Origin of the sequence: Acinetobacter sp. F-1 (assembly GCF_022869025.1) — a bacterium.
Classification (GTDB): Bacteria; Pseudomonadota; Gammaproteobacteria; order Pseudomonadales; family Moraxellaceae; genus Acinetobacter; species Acinetobacter pseudolwoffii.
On record NZ_JAJKFX010000023.1, the window covers coordinates 1 to 17,153 of the forward strand.

The 17,153-nt window shown below is 44.1% G+C and carries 16 protein-coding genes; 8 read left to right on the forward strand and 8 right to left on the reverse strand.

What is annotated here, in order from left to right:
- Window positions 1-581 precede the first annotated feature (581 nt).
- Both LOZ91_RS14305 and tyrS read right to left on the reverse strand, forming a co-directional pair.
- Window positions 582-869 carry a hypothetical protein gene (locus tag LOZ91_RS14305; RefSeq protein WP_074383803.1) on the reverse strand — a complete coding sequence of 96 codons (288 nt, stop codon included), beginning with the start codon at window positions 867-869 and terminating at the stop codon, window positions 582-584.
- Between the two features lie 519 nt (window positions 870-1,388).
- A complete protein-coding gene (gene tyrS, locus LOZ91_RS14310) occupies window positions 1,389-2,603 on the reverse strand; it encodes a tyrosine--tRNA ligase (RefSeq protein WP_100535507.1) in 1,215 nt (404 codons plus the stop codon).
- 80 nt (window positions 2,604-2,683) lie between these two features.
- Between tyrS and LOZ91_RS14315 the strand changes: the two genes are divergently transcribed.
- Window positions 2,684-3,811, forward strand: a complete 1,128-nt coding sequence (locus tag LOZ91_RS14315) for an anhydro-N-acetylmuramic acid kinase (protein WP_005173456.1) — start codon at window positions 2,684-2,686, stop codon at window positions 3,809-3,811.
- A 73-nt stretch (window positions 3,812-3,884) separates the two neighbouring features.
- On the opposite strand, the gene LOZ91_RS14320 is transcribed toward LOZ91_RS14315, so the two are convergent.
- The 4 genes from LOZ91_RS14320 to LOZ91_RS14335 form a co-directional block, all read right to left on the reverse strand.
- Window positions 3,885-5,180 (reverse strand): lytic murein transglycosylase, encoded by a 1,296-nt coding sequence (locus LOZ91_RS14320; protein WP_244783454.1) that lies wholly within the window; start codon window positions 5,178-5,180, stop codon window positions 3,885-3,887.
- Window positions 5,181-5,819: 639 nt separating this feature from the next.
- On the reverse strand, window positions 5,820-6,941 hold the full coding sequence (locus LOZ91_RS14325) for a 5-(carboxyamino)imidazole ribonucleotide synthase (RefSeq protein ID WP_244783455.1): 1,122 nt from the start codon (window positions 6,939-6,941) through the stop codon (window positions 5,820-5,822).
- 27 nt (window positions 6,942-6,968) lie between these two features.
- On the reverse strand, window positions 6,969-7,481 hold the full coding sequence (gene purE, locus LOZ91_RS14330) for a 5-(carboxyamino)imidazole ribonucleotide mutase (RefSeq protein WP_005173464.1): 513 nt from the start codon (window positions 7,479-7,481) through the stop codon (window positions 6,969-6,971).
- A gap of 199 nt (window positions 7,482-7,680) precedes the next feature.
- Entirely contained in the window at window positions 7,681-8,022 is a 342-nt protein-coding gene (locus LOZ91_RS14335; protein ID WP_074384157.1) for a DMT family protein, read from the reverse strand.
- 242 nt (window positions 8,023-8,264) lie between these two features.
- Between LOZ91_RS14335 and mpl the strand changes: the two genes are divergently transcribed.
- Both mpl and LOZ91_RS14345 read left to right on the forward strand, forming a co-directional pair.
- Window positions 8,265-9,629, forward strand: coding sequence for a UDP-N-acetylmuramate:L-alanyl-gamma-D-glutamyl-meso-diaminopimelate ligase (gene mpl, locus LOZ91_RS14340; protein ID WP_244783456.1), 1,365 nt, complete (start codon window positions 8,265-8,267; stop codon window positions 9,627-9,629).
- A 306-nt stretch (window positions 9,630-9,935) separates the two neighbouring features.
- Complete coding sequence (locus tag LOZ91_RS14345; RefSeq protein ID WP_005173470.1) at window positions 9,936-11,018, forward strand: zinc-dependent alcohol dehydrogenase family protein; 1,083 nt, start codon at window positions 9,936-9,938, stop codon at window positions 11,016-11,018.
- Between the two features lie 141 nt (window positions 11,019-11,159).
- On the opposite strand, the gene LOZ91_RS14350 is transcribed toward LOZ91_RS14345, so the two are convergent.
- The gene (locus LOZ91_RS14350; RefSeq protein WP_005173472.1) at window positions 11,160-11,450 is read right to left on the reverse strand and encodes a GNAT family N-acetyltransferase; all 291 of its coding nucleotides are present in this window, start codon (window positions 11,448-11,450) and stop codon (window positions 11,160-11,162) included.
- 24 nt (window positions 11,451-11,474) lie between these two features.
- Window positions 11,475-11,759 (reverse strand): GNAT family N-acetyltransferase, encoded by a 285-nt coding sequence (locus LOZ91_RS14355; protein ID WP_005173474.1) that lies wholly within the window; start codon window positions 11,757-11,759, stop codon window positions 11,475-11,477.
- 153 nt (window positions 11,760-11,912) lie between these two features.
- Between LOZ91_RS14355 and LOZ91_RS14360 the strand changes: the two genes are divergently transcribed.
- The 5 genes from LOZ91_RS14360 to LOZ91_RS14380 all read left to right on the forward strand — a co-directional run bounded on the left by LOZ91_RS14360 (window position 11,913) and on the right by LOZ91_RS14380 (window position 17,104).
- On the forward strand, window positions 11,913-13,106 hold the full coding sequence (locus LOZ91_RS14360) for a sugar transporter (protein WP_005173477.1): 1,194 nt from the start codon (window positions 11,913-11,915) through the stop codon (window positions 13,104-13,106).
- Between the two features lie 331 nt (window positions 13,107-13,437).
- Window positions 13,438-14,403, forward strand: coding sequence for a TerC family protein (locus LOZ91_RS14365; RefSeq protein ID WP_100329858.1), 966 nt, complete (start codon window positions 13,438-13,440; stop codon window positions 14,401-14,403).
- A 187-nt stretch (window positions 14,404-14,590) separates the two neighbouring features.
- Window positions 14,591-15,928, forward strand: a complete 1,338-nt coding sequence (guaD, locus tag LOZ91_RS14370) for a guanine deaminase (protein WP_180072799.1) — start codon at window positions 14,591-14,593, stop codon at window positions 15,926-15,928.
- Window positions 15,929-16,146: 218 nt separating this feature from the next.
- Window positions 16,147-16,674, forward strand: coding sequence for a hypoxanthine phosphoribosyltransferase (gene hpt, locus LOZ91_RS14375; protein WP_005173483.1), 528 nt, complete (start codon window positions 16,147-16,149; stop codon window positions 16,672-16,674).
- A gap of 172 nt (window positions 16,675-16,846) precedes the next feature.
- The gene (locus LOZ91_RS14380) at window positions 16,847-17,104 is read left to right on the forward strand and encodes a GlsB/YeaQ/YmgE family stress response membrane protein (protein ID WP_005173486.1); all 258 of its coding nucleotides are present in this window, start codon (window positions 16,847-16,849) and stop codon (window positions 17,102-17,104) included.
- Window positions 17,105-17,153: the final 49 nt, after the last annotated feature.

The window sequence follows — 17,153 nt, forward strand, 5'->3', positions numbered from 1 at the left end:
TCTAACACCTCGTCAGTGCCAGAAGCTGGACTTCGATATACTTAACAACTCAGCAATCTGCTTCGTTCGTTTCCGTCTATCTCGTCGGTATGGGTGCATTCTAGAGGATTTCAGAATCATTGCAACCCCCTATTCACTATATTTTTCACGTATGTCTTTTTTTTCTACAAAAAATCCTAAAAAATCGCTTTTTTATCTAATTTTTAAGCGTTTTTATGCAATAAATGCACTAAACACATCATTTTATTTTTATAAGCCAAAATTTAATTAGACTTAAAAGCGATCAATATAATAGCTAGAGCAGTAATTTTTGCTGTTTATCCTTAAATAATGCTTTTTATCTCGTTCAACTCCCAGAAACAAAACCAAATCATGACATATTAGCGAAACCAACGATTCTTTCCCTTCGACTTGGTAGTTCATTCGCACTTTTTCAGTGAAACTTCTTATAAAAGCGTATAGGTATCTTAGGCTATAAAGACGTTATTCAATGATTTTGGTGTTTGGGTATAGGGCCGCACAAGCTTGCTTATCTATATAGATATAGAGATAGAACATATCAGCAGGTTAATTCTATTCAGTTACTTTTCCTGCTTGCGCTGCTCAAGCCAGTATTGCATGACTTCTATAATCATGTCTTTTTTGCCCTGATAGTCTTCAGCAACAAAGAATAGTTTTGCGCGTCGCGGTAAACGCTCTTCAATCAGGGAAAATAGATAGTAATTCGCAGCCAGATCAAGCTGCATAAATAAGTTATAGACAGGGATATAACGTTGCTGTTTTTGTTCGGCAGACTGATATTCAAATAAGAAACTTAAAATACAATCAATGTCTTCATCAAAAATATTTTCTGTTGGATAGCGATACATCGAACCCCCTCTGCTTTCTTTTTATATTGTGCTGTCTTTTGCGAACCAATATAGTCAGCCACCCTTTAGCTAGCAAAACAACACTTAATTAGAGGATGAATTCTAGGTGGAATGTCCTCCAAGAAAATAATACCTGCGATTTTAAAGGTTCAGAATGAAATCGCTACAAATAAAAAAGGAAGAGATCTCTCCCAAAATCTCCTCCTTAGAATTGAATCTTTACCCGATCCATTATGTCATTATTATAGTTATTCACTTTAAAGCTTAAAAAAGAGTCTCTTGGGGAAGAGACCTTATAAATTGTGGAGTTGTCTTATTATCACCCTCTAGATGCTTTGAACCAATTCTCTAGATGAATAAATCCTATAGATAATAAACCCGAAAAGCAAGCAATTTGGGAAAATTTAACTCTTGTTTTTATAGGGTTTTTTTTGAAGTTGCTTATTTGCTTTATGAATATAGGACATCAATAAAAAAGCAGACCGAAGCCTGCTTTTATTTCAATAACTTATCAATTTTTTAATCGGTGAAAGTAACTTTCGCAATCGCTTTTTTGCTGGCCTGAACGATCAAGGTCAGATTTTCCTTAACCGAATAAGAACTATCTACAGTGTGCCAATCCACTTTCACCGCGCCACGACCTAAAGCATCTTTGGCTTGGGCCGCATTCTTGGTCAAACCTGCTTCACGTAAAATTGAAGTAATAAAGATTTCACCACCAAACTCGCCACGTGAAATAGTGACTTCTGGCGTACCTTCCGGTAATTCACCCTCAGTAATGATATTACCCGCACCTTTATGTGCATGCGCAGCAGCGTCACTTCCGTGAAAACGCTCAACCAGCTCCAGCGCAAGAATCTTTTTCACCTCTTGCGGGTTACGGCCTTCAGCAATTTCTTTTAGCAACTGCTGAATTTCTTCAATTGATTTAAAGCTGAGCAGATCAAAATAACGCTCAATCAATGCATCCGGCATTGAAAGCACTTTTTGATACATCGCACCTGGCGCATCAAATACACCAATATAGTTGCCTAAAGATTTAGACATTTTATTCACGCCATCTAAACCTTCAAGAATAGGCACCGTAATACACACTTGTGCTTCCTGATCATAACGACCTTGTAGCGTACGACCCATCAACAGATTAAAGGTCTGGTCTGTACCACCCAACTCTACGTCCGCTTCTAAAGCCACCGAATCATAACCTTGTACCAATGGATACAAGAATTCGTGAATCGCGATCGGCTGTTGACTGTTATAACGCTTGGTAAAGTCGTCACGCTCCAACATACGCGCCACAGTTTGCTGTGATGCCAATTGAATTAAATCAGCCGCGGTTTTTTGTGCAAACCATTCCGAGTTAAATACAACTTTGGTTTTGTTTGGATCAAGAATTTTAAACACTTGTTCTTGATAGGTTTTTGCATTTTCTAAAACTTGTTCACGTGATAATGGTGGACGTGTAGCACTTTTACCTGTTGGATCACCGATCATCGCCGTGTAGTCACCGATCAGGAAGAATACTTCGTGGCCCAAATCCTGAAATACTTTTAACTTGTTGATGAGAACCGTATGACCTAAGTGCAGGTCAGGCGCAGTTGGGTCAAAACCTGCTTTAATTTTTAATGGACGATTCTTTTTTAATTTCTTAAGAAGGTCTTCTTCAGAAATAATTTCATGGGTGCCTCGTTGAATGAGGGCAAGTTGTTCTTCAGCCGGCAGGAAATTTGACATCACAAAATCCAATACATCAGTTACTCAATTTGTGCGATATACTAACACTTTTTCAGCATATTGCAGGCTTAAGAATAACCATGACAGCGATCTATATTGGGGTAATGACCGGCACAAGCATGGATGGTGTCGATATTGTTGCTGCTTCTTTTGATCCTTTACAGCTTCATGCCACACTCACTTTGGCATTCGATCCTGACCTCCGGCATGAGCTGATGGCACTGACTTTGCCCGATGACAATGAAATTGACCGTATGGGCAAGGCCGATGTGGCCTTGGCAGAAATGATTGGTCATGGTATCAACCAACTGATTGAAAACAACCAGTTAGATAAATCTAAAATTAAAGCCATTGGCTCACATGGTCAGACCATCCGCCATCGCCCTGAGCATGGTTTTACCCTGCAAATTGGTGACCCCAATATTATTACCGAAATCACCCAGATTCCGGTGATTTCAGATTTCCGTCGTCGTGATTTGGCGGCGGGCGGTCAAGGTGCGCCATTGGTTCCTGCCTTTCATCAGGATATTTTCCAGCATGACAGCATTCACCGGGTAATTTTAAATCTGGGCGGGATTGCTAATGTCAGCCTGTTACCTGCCGGAAAGCCTGATGATGTTTATGGCTTTGATACAGGGCCGGCCAATATTCTGATGGATGCCTGGTGCGCGCGTTATACCGGCCAGCCTTATGATGAAAATGGCAATTGGGCCGCTTATGGTACGCCGATTCGCAGCCTGCTGGATCGTTTACAGTCACACGAATTTTTCTCTAAAGAACCGCCTAAAAGTACCGGCCGTGAAGACTTTAACCTGGAATGGCTGGATGAGCAGATTGCCGACTGGCGCAATGACCTGCAATACGATGAACTGGAAGATACCCCGGAAAATGTGCAGGCGACCTTATTAAAGCTCACTACCCGTGCCATTAAAAAAGCCATTTACCGTTCTGGTATGGATACCGGACAAGTTTTCGTATGTGGTGGTGGCGCTTATAATTCCTATTTACTTGAGCAACTGCGCTGGCGCTTACGCAAACATGAATGGAGCATACAAACCACGGCTGATTTGGGCCTCAGTCCGACCTGGGTAGAAGCCACCGCCTTTGCCTGGCTGGCGATGCGTTTTATCAAGCAACTCAATGGTAACCTGCCAGCGGTGACCGGTGCTTTAGGCTATCGTGTTCTGGGAACCATTACTGCTGTTTAAACCTGACCAGAGCAATCTAAAGTTATAAAAAAAGGTCTGCATTTATACAGACCTTTTTCATTTTCAATCTTACTTATTGCATCATCAGTTTGGCATTTTCATTACGGAACGCACGCAGAATCTGCTGGCCGGCACGGCCGGTCGGACTCAAGCCCAAACGCTGCTGTTCCTGACGAATCGCCTGACGGGTTTTATCACCAATCAGGCCATCCACCGCACCAATGTCATAGCCACGATTTAGTAAAAATTGCTGAATCTCGCGACGTTCTGAACGCGATGTACCCGCGTCATCGGTTGGCCAAGATGTGCTGAAGCTCCCTTTACCCTGCAAACGATCGGATAAATGTGCAATCGCCAAGGCATAACTTTCTGCTGCATTATAGCTATAAATGGCATCAAAGTTTCTAAAGACCAGGAAGACTGGGCCATTCGGGCCGGCAGGCGCAAGCAAGCCAGCCTGAGAAGATGCTGATAAATCCCCTTGAATTAAAGGGGAACCATCGGCACGCACTACACCACGGCTAATCCAGCTATTCAGTGATTTTTTATTGCGACGGCCTTCATTTGAGATTGACATGCCTTGCGGGATTTTTACTTCAAAACCCCAAGGCTGTCCGGTCTGCCAACCACGCTTGCTTAAAAAGTTGGCGGTTGATGCCAAAGCATCGGGAATACTCGAAACCAGATCACGGCGGCCATCGCCATCAAAATCGACCGCAAGCTCATCATAGGTCGATGGCATAAACTGGGTATGACCGAAAGCACCTGCCCATGAACCCTTTAACTGATCCTCTCGCACATCACCGCGCTGTAACAGTTTCATCGTGGTAAAAAACTCACCACGGAAATAACTCTGGCGCCGCCCTTCACAGCTCAATGTTCCTAAGGCCTGCAATAAAGGATAGCGACCGGAAATATCACCAAAATTACTTTCTACACCCCATACCGCAACAATCGTTTCTGCAGGCACGCCATAGGCTGCGGAAACACGATTTAAGACTTCGCGATGTTGCTGTAATTTTTGCCGGCCGAGCTGAACCCGCTCTTCATCGACTAAACCAGACAAATAGTCCCAAATCGGGGTAGAAAATTCCGGTTGATAGTTTAAACGTTCAATTACGGAATAATCAGGCGTTAAATTTTGCGTATAACGGTCATAGCTGGCTGCACTGACGCCTCTTGATACAGCCTGACTACGTAAATTTGCCAAACAGTTTTGAAAATTATTCTGGGCAGGAAAATTTGACGGGCTGCTGGCCGCTGAAGGCAAAGTAGTCGTGTCGACACGCTGACCATTAATAATCAGCTCGGCATTTGCCTGAGAAACAGCCAAGAATAAAGAACCAACCACAAGCGCAAAACGTTGCATAAGACCCTTGAATATTTAGATTTTGAATTATGTTCTTAACATAGCAGCTCAATCTAAAAATTAAAGCTCAAATAGGTAAATTTAAATTCATAATTTCTGCACTTTTGAATTCATTTTGTAGTTTTAAATTTAAAACAACTTACCCACAACTTGTTTTTAAATTCAAAAGCAGCGGCGCTGTTTGAATTTAAATTTAAAATCCAGGAAACAACCTTTAAATTCAAAACCTTCTTTGTGGATAACTTAACATAAACAGGATTAATCAGATATTTATCAAGGTCTTGTTTTGTGAATTAAAAAACAGGGTGGCTTGGTTTATTTTTAAATTTAAAACTTTGAATTCAAAGTAGCGGTTTGAATTTAAATTCATTTAAACTTTAAATTCAAAGACTGTTTTAAATTTATTATTTTGAATTCAAACCAGCATTGAGTTTTTAAATTCAAAGTATTTCTCTGTGGTCTGTGAATCTTCATTTAGACTCTTTTATGTACACGCAATTGTTTATTTTACAATCAATTGAAAAATATCATGATCCGATAAATGGCAGGCATTTTCGAAGAGGCGCAATCATGCCTGAATCTGGAGAAATAAAAAAGCGACCACCGAAGTGATCGCTTTTTTTATCAGCAAGATAGCGCTTAAATGGTCATATCTTCGCTCAATGCCAGTGGATTCGGTAAAATCTTCGCCAGTTGACGGCATAAAGTCGTCAGCTGAGTACTGTCGGTTGGCATCAGGGTAATGTGACCAATCTTACGACCTTCACGCTCTGACTTGTTATACAGATGCAAATGCGCACCTTCTAAAGCCAGAACATCTGCAGATTTTGGATGCTGTCCGATGATATTCACCAGTACGCTTGGACGAATCACTTCCGTTGAACCCAGTGGCAGACCGGCCACCGCACGAATATGGTTTTCGAACTGTGAGCAGACTGCACCTTCAATCGACCAGTGCCCTGAGTTATGCACACGTGGTGCCATCTCGTTTGCATATAGACCTTTATCTGTCACAAACAGCTCAAGGGTCAAGACGCCCACATAGTTCAGATGATTGAGTAGGCGAGTAATGTAGTCCTGTGCGACCGGCTGCAAGTCTGCACTGTTCGGTGCAGGCACAATCGAGTGCGACAGAATGCCATTGTGATGATGATTTTCAGCCAGGGGCCAGGTTTTTACATCACCATTTTGACCACGTACCGCAATGATCGACACTTCACGTGAGAACGTCACAAAGCTTTCTGCAATCAGTTCACCGGCAGGGCCAAGTTCCGCCCAAGCCTGCTCAATTTGATCAGCACTCCGCAGGACAAATTGACCCTTACCATCGTAACCACCGCGAGAGGTTTTTAATACGATTGGTAAGCCCAGTTCAGCCACAGCAGCCTGTAAACCTTCAAGTGCAGTCACTGCTTTATACGACGCAACAGGAATGTCGAGCGTATCAAACAGGGCTTTTTCAGACAGACGATGCTGTGCAATTGCCAAGGCTTGGCGTGGTGGATGCAGGTCTTTATTTTTCACCAGCACATCCACATCTGCAAGCGGGATATTTTCAAATTCCAGACTGAATACATCAGCACTGTCAATAAAATCCTGTAGACCATTTTCGGCCTTGCTGGAAATCACTTGACCGAGTGTCGCAGAAGGGCAATCCGTACTTGCTTCAAAGAAAGTACATTGAATATTCAATGGCAATGCCGCTTGCGCCATCATGCGCCCGAGCTGACCGCCGCCAAAAATACCGATGGTTTTATCCATGATGTCTGTCCCGTATGAAGCTTGGTTTTAGTTTTGACCAGGAATGTTATTGCTTGCCACTTTATCTGTTTGTGCCGCACGGAAATCTGCAACATTTTTCGCGATATCAGGGCGGGTCAGACCTAAAATTTGCGCTGCCATAATGGCTGCATTGGTTGCACCGGCAGGGCCAATCGCAAGCGTACCCACCGCAATACCTGCTGGCATTTGTACAATTGAAAGCAAAGAATCGACGCCGTTTAAAATCGATGATTTGACTGGCACACCCAAGACTGGAAGATCAGTCTTTGCCGCACACATGCCCGGCAAATGCGCAGCACCACCCGCACCGGCAATAATCACCTGAATGCCACGATCACGCGCCTGTTCAGCATATTCAAATAAACGGTCAGGAGTACGGTGTGCAGAAACGACTTCAGCTTCAAATGGGACACCAAGCTGCTTGAGCATGTTGGCAGTATGTTCGAGAGTTGCCCAATCTGATTGAGAACCCATGATAATTCCTACTAGAGGAGCATCTTGTGCAGCAGCCGCATTCATTGCAAATTTTCCAGAGATTAAAGTAACAAAAAATAAATCTCGACGAGAGAGCCAAGCTTTAATAGGAGGTGCTTATTATAGACTGATTTTTCGGCTTCATAAAATTTAACGGTCAAAGCAAGGTTCGATTTTTCTTATTTTTTTGGCAAAATATTAAAAACTGGAATAAAAATAGGCCTGTAGTCTGCAAAGCTTTTGATCAGGAACTTCTGAAGACAAAATACACACATCCGCACAGACACAAGGCTGCCCAGAGATAATCCAGTTTAAAGGGCTGCTTAAACATGAAAATCATAAAAGGTACAAAGACCAGCAAGGTCACCACTTCCTGAGTGATTTTCATTTGCCCCACGGCCAGTCCCTGCTGTGCCAGTAATCGGGTGGCCGGAATCATCAGGCTATATTCAAACAGGGCAATCATCCAGCTGAATAAAATTGCCTGCCACAACGGCGCATCATGCGGTAAAAATTTTAAATGCCCATACCATGCCAAGGTCATAAAGCAATTGGCAATTACCAGAAGAAATAAAGCCGGCAACATCGGCATGTACTCTGCAAAAAGATCGGGTTTATTCTACGATTTATTTTGCAAAAAGATATTCTCTAAATTTGAAATTTCCTCTGAATTTATCCGTGAAACAGGATTTAAAAATTCCCGCAGCAATGCTTGAACTTTGACTATCTTTTCCGTGTAAGCCTTGCTATCGTTGCTTGCAAATTGAATAAATCATGATAACCGCACCAATATAAGGTGATGGGTCAGACAGGAACGGAGTGAAGTAGATGCATCTGCATATTTTGGGTATTTGTGGCACTTTTATGGGATCGCTGGCGCTCCTTGCACGCGATCTGGGCCACAAGGTGACAGGTTCAGATTTGAACGTCTATCCACCGATGTCGACCCAACTTGAAAATGCAGGCATCAGCTTGATGCAGGGTTATGAGCGTAGTCATTTGCAGCCGCATCCAGATCTGATCATTGTCGGCAACGCCATGAAGCGTGGTATTGATGCAGTAGAATATATGCTGAATGAAGGCTTGCCTTATATTTCAGGCCCGCAGTTTCTGGCAGATCATGTTCTGCAAGGCAAACATGTATTGGGGGTTGCGGGTACACATGGCAAAACCACCACCACAACCATGCTGGCCTGGGTGCTGGATCAAGCCGGTTTAGAGCCAGGCTTCCTGATTGGCGGTGTGCCACTGGGTTTTAGTGAGAGTGCACGTCTCGGTGGTGGCAAATACTTCTGTGTCGAGGCGGATGAATACGATTCGGCTTTCTTCGACAAGCGTTCCAAGTTTGTACATTACCATCCAAAAACGGCGATTTTAAATAACCTTGAATTTGACCATGCCGATATCTTTGATGATCTGGCCGCGATTCAAAAGCAGTTCTATCATTTAGTTCGTACCATTCCAAGCGAAGGCCGCATCATTGCGCCGATTACCGAAAGCAATATCGATGAAGTACTAGAGCAGGGTTGCTGGACACCGGTGGTGCGCACCAGTCTGGATGTCAATGAAAAATCTGAACTGTATGCCGAACAGTTATCGACAGATGGTTCTCACTTTAAAGTCTTGCAACACGGTGTGGTGAAAGGTGAAGTGCAGTGGAGCATGACCGGACAGCATTCGGTGGCCAATGCGCTCGCGACGATTGCCGCTGCCGAGCATGTCGGCGTCTCGATTGAAACCGCCTGTGAAGCTTTATCTAATTTCGGTGGGGTAAAACGCCGTATGGAACTGTTAGGCACAGTCCGTGGTATTGAGGTTTATGATGATTTCGCCCATCATCCGACAGCGATTGATACGACCTTGGAGGGCGCGCGCAAACGTCTGGGTGAACGCAAACTCTGGGCAATTATTGAACCACGCTCCAATACCATGCGTATGGGCAGTCATAAAGAGGGTCTGGCTCATTCAGCACGTCTGGCCGATGCAGTAATCTGGTATCAACCGGAAGGACTGGACTGGGATCTGCAACCGGTCATTAATGCTGCGCCAAATAAAGCCAAAATTGCACGCACACTGGATGACATCATTCAGACAGTGGTAGCAGAGGCAGGTGAGGGCGATGCGGTGGTGATCATGTCAAATGGCGGTTTTGGTGGTTTGCATCAGAAATTAATCAGTGCTTTAAACGCATAAAATAGATGCGTGGATAAGTATGTGAAAAAAGAAGCCCGCGATGCGGGCTTCTTTTTTTAGGGCAATTGTTTTAGCAAAAAGAGAGAATGGCTGTTTTGACCTTTGCATTGCATGATGTCAAATTGGCCTAAAATGCCGATCACTCATCAGTCATTACGCATGATGTTTTGTTGCAATCTGAAGGCGAGATAGATTGCAACAAAACATCACTCAAGGCACAATCGAGAAGAACACAGGTATTTATAGACCTGACAGCCAGATCAGAATCAGGTCATTCTCATTCCTCACTCCTTCAGGAGATGTGTCATGACAACAATGAAAGCCATGGTCTATTACGGCGAAAACGACATCCGGTTTGAAGACCGTCCCATTCCCACTATTTTGCATCCCAGCGATGCGGTTATCAAACTCACTAAAGTCACTATTTGTGGTACAGACCTCGGGATCTGGAAAGGTAAAAACCCGGAAATTGAACAGCAAGCCACACGCAAACAGGGCAGTTTTAATGGCCGTATTTTAGGTCATGAAGGCATTGGTATTGTAGAAGAAGTCGGTTCTGCCGTTCAAAACTTCAAAAAAGGCGACCGGGTGATTATTTCCTGTGTCAGCCGCTGTGGAACCTGTGAAAACTGTCAGAAACAGCTGTATGCACATTGTCGCAATGAAGGCGGCTGGATCATGGGCTATATGATTGATGGTACTCATGCCGAATATGTACGCACGCCGTTTGCGGATACTTCTCTTTATCATTTACCTGAAGGGTTAAATGAAGATGTCGCTGTGTTCCTGTCGGATATCTTGCCGACATCACATGAAATTGGTGTGCAATATGGCGATGTCAAACCCGGAGATAATGTGGTGATTGTCGGTGCCGGCCCGATCGGCATGAGCTGCCTGCTGACCGCTCAATTCTATTCACCGGCCAACATCATCATGGTCGATGTCGATGACAACCGACTCGAGTTCGCCAAAACAGTGGGAGCGACGCATAGCATTAACTCCGCGAAAGAAGATGCCATACAACGTGTGCTGGAGCTGACGGATGGGCGAGGGGTCGATTGTGCCATTGAAGCGGTTGGTCTGGAGGCGACCTGGAATATCTGCCAGCATGTAGTCAAAGAGGGTGGACATATTGCCAATGTCGGCGTACATGGCAAATCAGTTAATTTTGAACTGAATAAACTCTGGATTAAAAACCTGACCATCACCACCGGACTGGTCAATGCCAATACCACTGCTATGCTGCTCAAAACCTGCTGTTCCGGTAAATTACCGCTGGAAAAACTGGCGACCCATCACTTTAAATTTAATGAATTTGAAAAAGCTTATGATGTGTTCAAGCATGCAGCCGATGAAAAGGCCTTGAAAGTGATGATCGAACTCAATTAATGCGGGAAAGTAAAAAGTCCGCTTGGCGGACTTTTTTTATTTGTAGCTGGAGTGAAAAATAGGGCATATCACCGCACTACTTATCAGCTTGTATTGAAAGCTCATTAGGCCGTTTTGCTCTTGGCAAATCGATCTAAATGATTAAGTAGAAGAGGCCGCGACATCAGATAAACTTTGGTCACGCTTAAACATCACATCCACATAGGAACATTGCGGAATGATGGTTAAACTTTTTTCACGGGCAAAATCGACCAGCACATCCAGCATTTTTCGGGCAACGCCCTGACCACGCAAGGAATGATCGACCCAGGTATGATCTGCAATAATCACCGAGGCTTCCCGCCATTGATAGGTAATCTCGGCCAGACGTCGACCTTTATCTTCCATAAAAAATACACCACCGCGTTTTGAATCTTGATATTGAATCTGCATAGATCTCCACCTTTATTTTCATTTTTAACTGCTTAACACATCGCTGAAATTAGGATCACGCTCAAATACCGATTGAGCAAAAGGGCATTCCGGAATAATCTTGACCCCTTGCTCACGGGCAAACTTGACCGCTGCTTCGACCAGATAATGTCCGACATGCTGTCCACGCAAACTGTCATCGACCCAGGTATGTTCAATCACCAGTCGATCCTCATCTTTCCAGAAATAGCTCATTTCGGCCAGACGCTTTTCATTTGGCTCGACAAACCATTGACCTTGACTGCCTTGTTGCTGATGCTCAATCAACATCCTCTAAACTCCGTATTTTTAATCCAGACTGACATATTTTTCAGTCGCATATTGTTCGATTTCTTTAAACGATTGTGAATCTGTGCTCTTTCCTGATATCACCGTGCAATGAACAGGTTTAAACTGCCTGTCTGTTGTTTAAGCCAGATATTTATGTCCAGCCCTTCTTTTAGCTCCTCGGTAAGACGTCAATGGATCTGCGTAATTGCGTTAGCCAGTGCCGCCTTTATTTTCAACACCACCGAATTTATTCCCGTGGCCTTACTCAGTGATATTGGTGCAAGTTTTGACATGTCGGCGACTCAGGTCGGGTTGATGCTGACCATTTATGCCTGGGTCGTGGCTTTATTGTCTTTACCGATGATGCTACTGACCAAAAACATTGAACGACGTTTCTTGTTGATGGTTTTATTTGCGGTCTTCATTTCCAGTCATGTGCTGTCTTATTTTGCCTGGAGTTTCAGTGTTCTGGTATTTAGCCGGATCGGGATTGCAGTAGCGCACGCGCTGTTTTGGTCAATTACCGCTTCGCTTGCAGTACGTGTCGCACCAGCAGGCAAAGAATTTCAAGCCTTGGGTTTATTGGCCACAGGTACTGCCATGGCCATGGTTCTGGGAATTCCCTTTGGTCGCATGATCGGGGAGGCCTATGGCTGGCGCAATAGTTTTGCCTTGATTGCCATCGTCGCCAGCGTGGTCTGCCTGCTACTGGCCAAAACCTTGCCCTTATTACCGAGTGTCAATTCAGGTTCACTCAGCAGCTTGAAAACCTTGTTAAAACGTCCAAGCCTGATGCTGGTATTTGCCCTGACGGTCATTGTAATTAGTGCACAATTCACCGCCTATAGTTATATCGAGCCATTTTCACTGAATATTGCCCAGCTCAGTTCTGTACAGACCACGACTTTATTGCTGGTCTATGGTGGGGCAGGTTTAATCGGCTCTTATCTATTTGGCCGTTTTGCACCGCATTTTCCCAAACTTACTATTCCACTGTTCACACTTGGACTGGCTATCTCGTTGCTATTATTGCTGCCGTTGTCCAGCAATGTCTTGCAGTTAAATACCCTGGCTTTACTCTGGGGCGTCAGTATTATTGGTTTCAGTCTGGCCTTGCAAGCCAAGACCTTAAATCTGGCCTCCGATGCCACCGACGTGGCCATGGCGATTTATTCTGGCCTGTATAATATTGGAATTGGTGCTGGCGCTTTACTCGGTGGGATCGCAACGGCACAGATCGGCTTGCACAGTATTGGCTGGCTCGGGGCCATCTTGGCCAGTCTGGGTTTTCTCATCACGTTATATTTAATTCGCCGTCCGGATTTTATTGCTCAAAAAATAGCTTGAATCATGCATTTTTGTAAATGAAATTGTAGTCTTAATAAAAATCTGTCATGCTTCTGCATATTGAGCATTTGCTCAAACAGAATTTCGTTTGAACAAGGGGAGTAGCCTCCTCCAAACGTTTAGCAATTGTAGTTCAGATTGTTCAACGTGTCAGAATATCGTCATTACACTTTGCAAAAAGTCGGTATCTGAGCATCTTACTGCGACACTTTCAATGAGAAGTGTAACACTAAGATGTAGGCAAGACCTTGATCATGTTGGTATAGATGTTTTTCATCTGACAACAGGTCAAGGTTTTTTTATGGCCGATTGTCAGATGTGGAGAATTCACATGGAAACAATTGGTACGCTGTGGCTGTATCTTGTCTTTTTCGCGATTGTCGCAGTCATGCTGATCATCGATTTCGTCGGCTTTAAACATCAGCATGGTCAGGAGGTCAAAGTCCGGACTGCGGCCTACTGGAGTATTGCCTGGGTCAGTGTCGCGACTTTATTTGGTGGTGGTTTATGGCTCTATCTGGAGCAGACCGCAGGTACTGCAATTGCCAATGCCAAGGTCATGGAATACTTCGCTGGTTATCTGCTGGAAAAATCCCTGGCAATTGATAACGTCTTTGTCTGGCTGATGATCTTCGCTGCTTTCGCCATTCCACCCGCGCTGCAACGTAAATTGCTGCTCTACGGTGTACTCGGTGCGATTGTCCTCAGAACCATCTTTATTTTTATTGGCGCCTGGTTCGTTCAGGAATTCTCATGGATTTTATATATCTTCGGTGCCTTCCTGGTGTATACCGGCTTTAAATTCCTGCGTGGTCAGGATGAAGAAGAAAGCAATATTGAAGATATGGCGATTCTGAAATGGCTGCGTAAACGTATGCGGATTACCCCGCAACTTGAAGCTGACAAATTCTTTATCCGTAAAGATGGTTTACTGTGGGCAACGCCGTTATTCCTGGTTTTGATTCTGGTCGAAGCCTCGGATGTGATCTTTGCGGTCGATTCTATTCCGGCAATTTTCGCTGTGACCACCGATCCCTTCATTGTACTGACTGCTAACCTGATGGCGATTTTGGGTCTGCGCGCGATGTTCTTCCTGTTATCGGGTGCCGCATCAAAAATGCATTATCTGCCCTATGGCCTCGGGATTATTCTGGTCTTTATCGGCTTTAAAATGCTGATGCTGGATGTATTCCATATGCCAATCTGGATTTCACTGAGCTTTATTGTGATTGTCTTGACGATCACGGCGATCCTGTCGATTCGCCACAGTAAAAAACATAACCAAACCACGCTCTAATAACTGTATAGACGATCATCTTTAGCGTCAAAAAAGTCCGTTCAATCATGAGCGGACTTTTTTTATTGCTCGACTGCCTTACCACAGCTTCGACTTAACTCAGGCAAATGAAGTCAGCATGATCACGTTATAAATCTACTGAAGTGGGTTACAATCTATTGAAAAAATTAAAAGCACAGGTTTTAACATGTCTTCTCAGATTGCAACAACGGCAGTCCGCGGTCGTTTCCTTGATATCCAGCATACAGTTGCCCAGGCACATGAGATTGATGACCAGGTGCGCTATGTAGAAGATGGTCTGATCATCATGCAAGATGGCAAGATTCAATGGTTTGGCAGCTGGGATGAAGGGCAGAAACATCTAGCTGAAAATATCCAGGTCGCCCATTATCCTGAACAGCTGATTGTGCCGGGATTGATCGATACCCATATTCATTTCCCGCAAACCGAGATGGTCGGGGCCTATGGCGAACAACTGCTGGAATGGTTAAATACCTATACCTTTCCAACAGAAATCCAGTTTGCAGATACAGCCTATAGCGAAAAAATCGCCGATTTTTTTGTGCAGGAATTGCTTAAAAATGGTACCACCACGGCACTGGTCTTCTGTACCGTACATCCTGAATCAGTAGATGCTTTGTTTACAGCGGCGAGTCGCAGAAATATGCGTCTGATCGCCGGTAAAGTCTTGATGGACCGACATGCACCGGAAGCGCTGACGGATACGGCAGAAAGCGCTTATACCGATTCTAAAGCGCTGATTGAGAAATGGCATGGGCAGGGCCGTAACCTGTATGCCATTACCCCTCGCTTTGCCCCGACGTCCACCAATGAACAACTTGAAAAAGCAGGTCAGCTCAAAGCCGAATATCCAGATGTCTATGTACATACCCATTTAAGTGAAAATAAAAATGAAATTGCCTGGGTCAAAGAGTTATTTCCGGAACGTAAAGGCTACCTGGATGTCTATCATCACTATGGTTTAACCGGTGCAAAATCAGTATTTGCACATTGTGTACATCTGGAAGAGCAGGAGTGGGATTGCATGCAGCAGACCAATTCAGCGATTGCTTTTTGTCCGACCTCAAACCTGTTTCTGGGCAGTGGTTTATTCCCTTTAAAAAAAGCATGGGACAAGCAGGTGAAAGTCGGTCTGGGTACCGACATCGGGGCAGGCACCTCGTTTAACCAGCTACAGACCTTAAATGAAGCCTACAAAGTGCAGCAATTGCAGGGAGAAAAACTCTCTGCTTTTGAAGCCTTGTATCATGCCACCTTAGGCGGTGCTAAAGCCTTAAGTCTGGACGATCGTTTGGGGAACTTTAATATCGGCAAGGAGGCGGACTTTGTGGTGCTGGATCTAAATGCCACCGCTTTACAGCAGTTACGCCAAAGCAGAGCCAAAAATATTGAAGATGCATTTTTTGCACTGACCATGCTCGGCGATGACCGTAATATTGCAGTGACCTATGTCTACGGAGAAGCTGTCTATGTCAAAGCCCGATGTACCCGCTCAGACGACTAAAACCCAGCACCGCCATCGCTGGCTGATCGTCTCTGCCATGTTGCTGACCTGTACTTTCATCCTGCGCAGGGATTCGCAGGCAGCAAAGAAATGATTACATTTACAGCATGCAAAACAGGTGCATCTGCAGTAGGGATGTATTAAAATTACAGTGTATTCAGGTGTTGCAGGTCAACACCTTTTTTATTTTGCTATTTTTACTTTTTAGGTATCTACCCATGACCGTTCAAATGAGCGTAATGATTTCCGCTGAAGAAATTCAAGCTAAAGTCAAAGAGCTTGGTGCTCAAATCGATGCACACTATGCCAATAGTGACAAAGACCTTGTGCTCATCGGTTTATTACGTGGTTCAGTGATTTTTATGGCCGATTTGTGTCGTGTGATTTCCAAACCCCATGAACTGGATTTCATGACGGTATCCAGTTATGGCGGTGGCACCCTATCTTCGCGTGATGTAAAAATTCTGAAAGATTTAGACGGCGAAATCCGTGGCAAAGACGTGCTGGTGGTTGAAGATATTATTGACTCGGGAAATACCTTGAGCAAGGTGCTGGAAATCCTGCAAACCCGCCAACCGAACTCGATTCAACTGTGTACTTTGGTAAGTAAACCATCACGTCGTGAAATCGATTTAAAGGTCGAATTTTTGGGCTTTGAAGTTGAAGATAAATTTATCGTAGGTTATGGTCTGGACTATGACCAAAAGTATCGTCATCTGCCATTTATTGGTGAAATCGGTCTTTAAAATTTATTTTAAAAAGTGGCTTAGGCCACTTTTTTTATGTCTCAAATACACAGAAAAACAGGAACAAAAAATAACATCTCGTTTCAGGATTCAACTTTTTTTGCTTCCTATTCTGTTTCAAGATAATTAAACATGATGTAAAAACAAAGACATGATAACAAGGAGCATACCTATGTGGACAATTATTGTTGCGATTGTCATTGGTTTTATCGCGGGTCTGATTGCACGTGCAATTCATCCGGGTAATGACAAGGCAGGCTTTATCATGACGACCCTGTTAGGTATTGCCGGTTCCTTATTGGCTACATTTGCTGGTCGTATGCTCGGTCTTTATTCGGCAGATTCTGCGGCAGGTCTGATTGCTTCCGTAATCGGTGCAGTGATTATTCTGTTTATTTATAACATGCTGACCAAACGCCGTACGGTCTAAGCGGTTCTGGCTCAATCTGAGCAGTTCCAGTAAAAGCACCCAGTCGGGA

Bases quoted from the DNA above. Each gene is read 5' to 3' on its own strand.
- LOZ91_RS14305 (WP_074383803.1), bottom strand. From the start codon at position 869: ATGTATCGCTATCCAACAGAAAATATTTTTGATGAAGACATTGATTGT.
- tyrS (WP_100535507.1), bottom strand. From the start codon at position 2,603: ATGTCAAATTTCCTGCCGGCTGAAGAACAACTTGCCCTCATTCAACGA.
- LOZ91_RS14315 (WP_005173456.1), top strand. From the start codon at position 2,684: ATGACAGCGATCTATATTGGGGTAATGACCGGCACAAGCATGGATGGT.
- LOZ91_RS14320 (WP_244783454.1), bottom strand. From the start codon at position 5,180: ATGCAACGTTTTGCGCTTGTGGTTGGTTCTTTATTCTTGGCTGTTTCT.
- LOZ91_RS14325 (WP_244783455.1), bottom strand. From the start codon at position 6,941: ATGGATAAAACCATCGGTATTTTTGGCGGCGGTCAGCTCGGGCGCATG.
- purE (WP_005173464.1), bottom strand. From the start codon at position 7,481: ATGAATGCGGCTGCTGCACAAGATGCTCCTCTAGTAGGAATTATCATG.
- LOZ91_RS14335 (WP_074384157.1), bottom strand. From the start codon at position 8,022: ATGTTGCCGGCTTTATTTCTTCTGGTAATTGCCAATTGCTTTATGACC.
- mpl (WP_244783456.1), top strand. From the start codon at position 8,265: ATGCATCTGCATATTTTGGGTATTTGTGGCACTTTTATGGGATCGCTG.
- LOZ91_RS14345 (WP_005173470.1), top strand. From the start codon at position 9,936: ATGACAACAATGAAAGCCATGGTCTATTACGGCGAAAACGACATCCGG.
- LOZ91_RS14350 (WP_005173472.1), bottom strand. From the start codon at position 11,450: ATGCAGATTCAATATCAAGATTCAAAACGCGGTGGTGTATTTTTTATG.
- LOZ91_RS14355 (WP_005173474.1), bottom strand. From the start codon at position 11,759: ATGTTGATTGAGCATCAGCAACAAGGCAGTCAAGGTCAATGGTTTGTC.
- LOZ91_RS14360 (WP_005173477.1), top strand. From the start codon at position 11,913: ATGTCCAGCCCTTCTTTTAGCTCCTCGGTAAGACGTCAATGGATCTGC.
- LOZ91_RS14365 (WP_100329858.1), top strand. From the start codon at position 13,438: ATGGAAACAATTGGTACGCTGTGGCTGTATCTTGTCTTTTTCGCGATT.
- guaD (WP_180072799.1), top strand. From the start codon at position 14,591: ATGTCTTCTCAGATTGCAACAACGGCAGTCCGCGGTCGTTTCCTTGAT.
- hpt (WP_005173483.1), top strand. From the start codon at position 16,147: ATGACCGTTCAAATGAGCGTAATGATTTCCGCTGAAGAAATTCAAGCT.
- LOZ91_RS14380 (WP_005173486.1), top strand. From the start codon at position 16,847: ATGTGGACAATTATTGTTGCGATTGTCATTGGTTTTATCGCGGGTCTG.